The following is a 3297-nucleotide window of genomic DNA, read 5'->3' as shown; positions in this document are numbered from 1 at the left end:
GGCCCGCCGGTCGGTCTCCAGCGAGACGTCGGCCCGGCTGGCGCGGGCGTGCCGGGCGACGTTGGTCAGCGCCTCGGAGAGCACGGCCACCGCGTGGTCGGCGATCCTCGGGGACACGTCGGTGTCGACCAGGCCCTGCATCCGCACGGCGGGCGCGAACCCGAGCACCGGGGCGGCCCGGCCGGCCACCCGCACCACCCGGGCCCGCAGTCCGGACGGGGTCCCGTCGGTGTGGGAGCGGAGGCCGAAGACGGTGGACCGGATGATCTTGATGGTCTCGTCCAGGTCGTCGACCGCGCGCACCACCCGGTCCGCGGCCCGCGGGTGCTCGATGAACCGGCCGGCGCTCTGCAGGGTCATCCCGGTGGCGAACAGCCGCTGGATGGCGAGGTCGTGCAGGTCGCGGGCTATCCGGTCACGGTCCTGGAGCACGGCCACCCGCTCGGCGTCGTGGCGGCGGTCGGCCAGTTCCATGGCGATGGCGGCCTGGGCGGCGAACGCCTGGAGCGGCTCCGTCTCCTTCTCGGTGTAGACGGGTTCCCCGGCCTCGCGCATCAGCATCACCACGCCCCGCACCTCGGTGTCGCCCGTGCCGATGGGCAGGGCGACCGCGGGACCGAGCCCGGTGACCCGGGCGGCGGAGGTGGCGAGCCGCTCGTCGTGGGCGACGTCGTCGCTGGTGACCGGTGCGGCCGAGGAGAACGCGGTGCCGAGCAGGCCGCTGCCGGGTTTCGTCTCGGCGCCGTGGAACCTCTCGCCGTCGGCGCCGGTGGCCAGTTCGACGCGGAGAGTCTCGCCTCCGTCGACCGGGACGGCGACCAGCGCGCGGGCCGCCCCGGTGATCTCGCGGGCCCGGTCGGCGACCAGCCGGAGCACCTCGGTGCGGCCGGTGCCGGACATCAGGCTGTGGGTGACCTCGGCGTTGGCGCGCAGCCACCGCTCGCGCAGCCGGGACTCCTCGTAGAGGCGGGCGTTGTCGATCGCCACGCCCGCCGCGACGGCCAGCGTGGAGAGCACCGCCTCGTCGTCCTCGTCGAACTGGGCGCCGCCCCGCTTCTCGGTCAGGTACAGGTTGCCGAAGACCTGGTCGCGCACCCGGATCGGGACGCCCAGGAAGCTGTCCATCGGCGGGTGGTTCGGGGGCAGACCGAAGGAGGAGGCGTGCTCGGAGAGCCTGGTGAGCCGCAGCGGCTGTGGACGCCGGATCAGTTCGCCGAGGATGCCGTGGCCCTCGGGGTGGGCGCCGATCTCCGAGATCCCGTTCTCGTCCACGCCGACGGTGTGGAAGGCGGAGAGGCGCCGGCCGTCCGGGCCGATCACGCCGAGCGCCGCGTACCGGGCGTCGACCAGGGAGGCGGCCGCCTCCACGATGCCGCGCAGCGCCTGCTGGAGGTCGAGCTCCCTGCCGACCGCGAGCACCGCGTCCAGGAGGCTGTGCACCCGGTCCCGGGTGCCCCGGGCGAGGTCGAGCCGTGCCTGGACCTCCCGCAGCAGCTCGTCGAGCTGGAGCTGGGGCAGCCGCATCCGCGGCTGCTCGTGCGATTCGTCGGTGCTGCCCACCGTCGGCCTTTCAGTGCTGGTCGCGGCCCTGCCGGTCCTGGACCTGGCTGGCGATGACGGCCGCCTGGATACGGCGCTCGACGCCCAGCTTGGCCAGCAGCCGCGAGATGTGGTTCTTGACGGTCTTCTCGGCGAGGTAGAGCCGCTGCCCGATCTGCCGGTTGGTCAGGCCCTCCCCCACCAGTGCGAGGATCTCCCGCTCCCGTTCGGTCAGTCCGGGCAGCGGTTCGGGCTCCGGTTCCGGGGCCGCCCCGGCCCTGAGCCGGGCCATCAGCTTGGCGGTGGCGCTGGGGTCCAGCAGCGACTTGCCCTGGGCGACCATCCGCACGGCGGAGATCAGGTCGGATCCCTGGATCTGCTTGAGCACGTACCCGGAGGCCCCGGCCATGATGGAGTCCAGCAGGGCCTCCTCGTCGTCGAACGAGGTGAGCATCAGGCAGGCCAGGTCCGGCATCCGCGACCGCAGCTCGCGGCAGACGGACACCCCGTCGCCGTCCGGCAGGCGCACGTCGAGCACGGCGACCTGCGGACGCAGCGCCGGCACGCGCACCATGGCCTGCTCGACGGTCCCGGCCTCGCCCACCACGGTGATGTCCGGCTCGTCGTCCAGCAGGTCGCGTACGCCCCGCCGCACCACTTCGTGATCGTCCAGCAGGAAGACCCTGACCGGGCCCTCGGTTCCGGTCCGCCCGGTGTCCGACATCGTTCTCCTTCTCGCAGGTCCGCCGCGCCGTCGTACGGCGCCGCCCGACTGGGCCGGCCCCCGCCGGAGAGCATCTCCGGCCCGGGCCGGGGCCCGACAGGGCCGGACGGCCCTCGGGCCCCCGGCCGGTCGGCCCCGGATTACAGGGTCGCCCATCGGCCGGTCGTCGCGGGAGTGGGGGTCCGCCTCAGGAGCCGAGGCCGGCCGTGTGCGGAGCGTGCCCGTCGATCACCTCCCGGCCGGTGACCAGTTCGGGAAGGATCCGGATGAAGACCTCCTGCCGCGCGGGCACCGGTACCCAGGAGCGGGGTCCGCGCTCCAGCAGGCGCCGGTGCTCCCGCGGGTCGGTCACCACTTCGGCGGCCCCGGTGACGACGACGCTCCAGCCCGCTCCCGCCACCCGGTCGACCTCGTCCGCCTCGAACGCGACGACCGTCCCGTCAACGGCCCGGGCGAGTTCGGAGGCGGCCGAGGTGCGCAGCACCACCGCCCCGTCGTGGTCCAGGCGGAAGTTCACCGGCAGCACGGCGGGCAGCGCCTGCCGGGTGTGCACGATCCGGCCGATGGCGGCGGTCGCCAGCAGGCGCAGGCTCTCCCGGCGGTCGAGTTCGCGGAATCCGTCGTTGCGGTACATGGCCGTTCCGTCTTTCGCCCGGTGCGGAAATGCAGAGGATGTGCGTCGATTCTCGGGGTTCGCCCCCTTCTCGTGCGAGGGTCCTCCGGCCGTCTGCGCCGCGGCCACCCGTCCCGGCCGCGGTGGGCCGTTGGGCCCCGGTGCCCGCTCCGCCGCTCCGCCGTTCCGGCGTTCCGGCGTTCCGCACGGAGCGGGCACGGCCGGCGGCGGTCAGTCGTGGGCGACGACCGCGACGGGCACGGTGGCGTGGTGCATCACCGCGTGCGCGACCGGCCCGATGTGGATGCCGAGCGTGCCGCGCCGGACGCGCCGTCCGACGACGACGAGGGAGGCGGCCGCCGCCGCGTCCAGCAGGTGGTCGGCGGCCCCGCCGGTGCGTGAGACCTCGCTCACCCGGACC

Annotated in this window: 4 protein-coding genes; all 4 read right to left on the bottom strand. The window is 74.6% G+C overall.

Annotated features, from left to right (window positions below):
• A partial coding sequence (locus HW445_RS23630) for a GAF domain-containing protein (RefSeq protein ID WP_218957326.1) occupies window positions 1–1524 on the bottom strand: 1524 nt, incomplete at its 3' end.
• Between the two features lie 46 nt (window positions 1525–1570).
• Window positions 1571–2263, bottom strand: coding sequence for a response regulator transcription factor (locus tag HW445_RS23625; protein WP_151772060.1), 693 nt, complete (start codon window positions 2261–2263; stop codon window positions 1571–1573).
• Between the two features lie 187 nt (window positions 2264–2450).
• Window positions 2451–2897: a pyridoxamine 5'-phosphate oxidase family protein gene (locus tag HW445_RS23620; RefSeq protein WP_180222963.1), complete on the bottom strand. Its 447-nt coding sequence runs from the start codon at window positions 2895–2897 to the stop codon at window positions 2451–2453.
• Window positions 2898–3107: 210 nt separating this feature from the next.
• The coding region (locus HW445_RS23615; protein WP_180222962.1) for a universal stress protein at window positions 3108–3297 on the bottom strand (190 nt) is incomplete at its 5' end.

Source organism: Streptomyces sp. UH6, from assembly GCF_013421635.1.
Taxonomy (GTDB): Bacteria; Actinomycetota; Actinomycetes; order Streptomycetales; family Streptomycetaceae; genus Streptomyces; species Streptomyces abyssomicinicus.
This window is presented reverse-complemented; position numbering and strand designations above follow the sequence as displayed.

Excerpts from the sequence above, each read along its gene's own strand:
- HW445_RS23620 (WP_180222963.1), bottom strand. The coding sequence starts at position 2,897 with ATGTACCGCAACGACGGATTCCGCGAACTCGACCGCCGGGAGAGCCTG.
- HW445_RS23625 (WP_151772060.1), bottom strand. The coding sequence starts at position 2,263 with ATGTCGGACACCGGGCGGACCGGAACCGAGGGCCCGGTCAGGGTCTTC.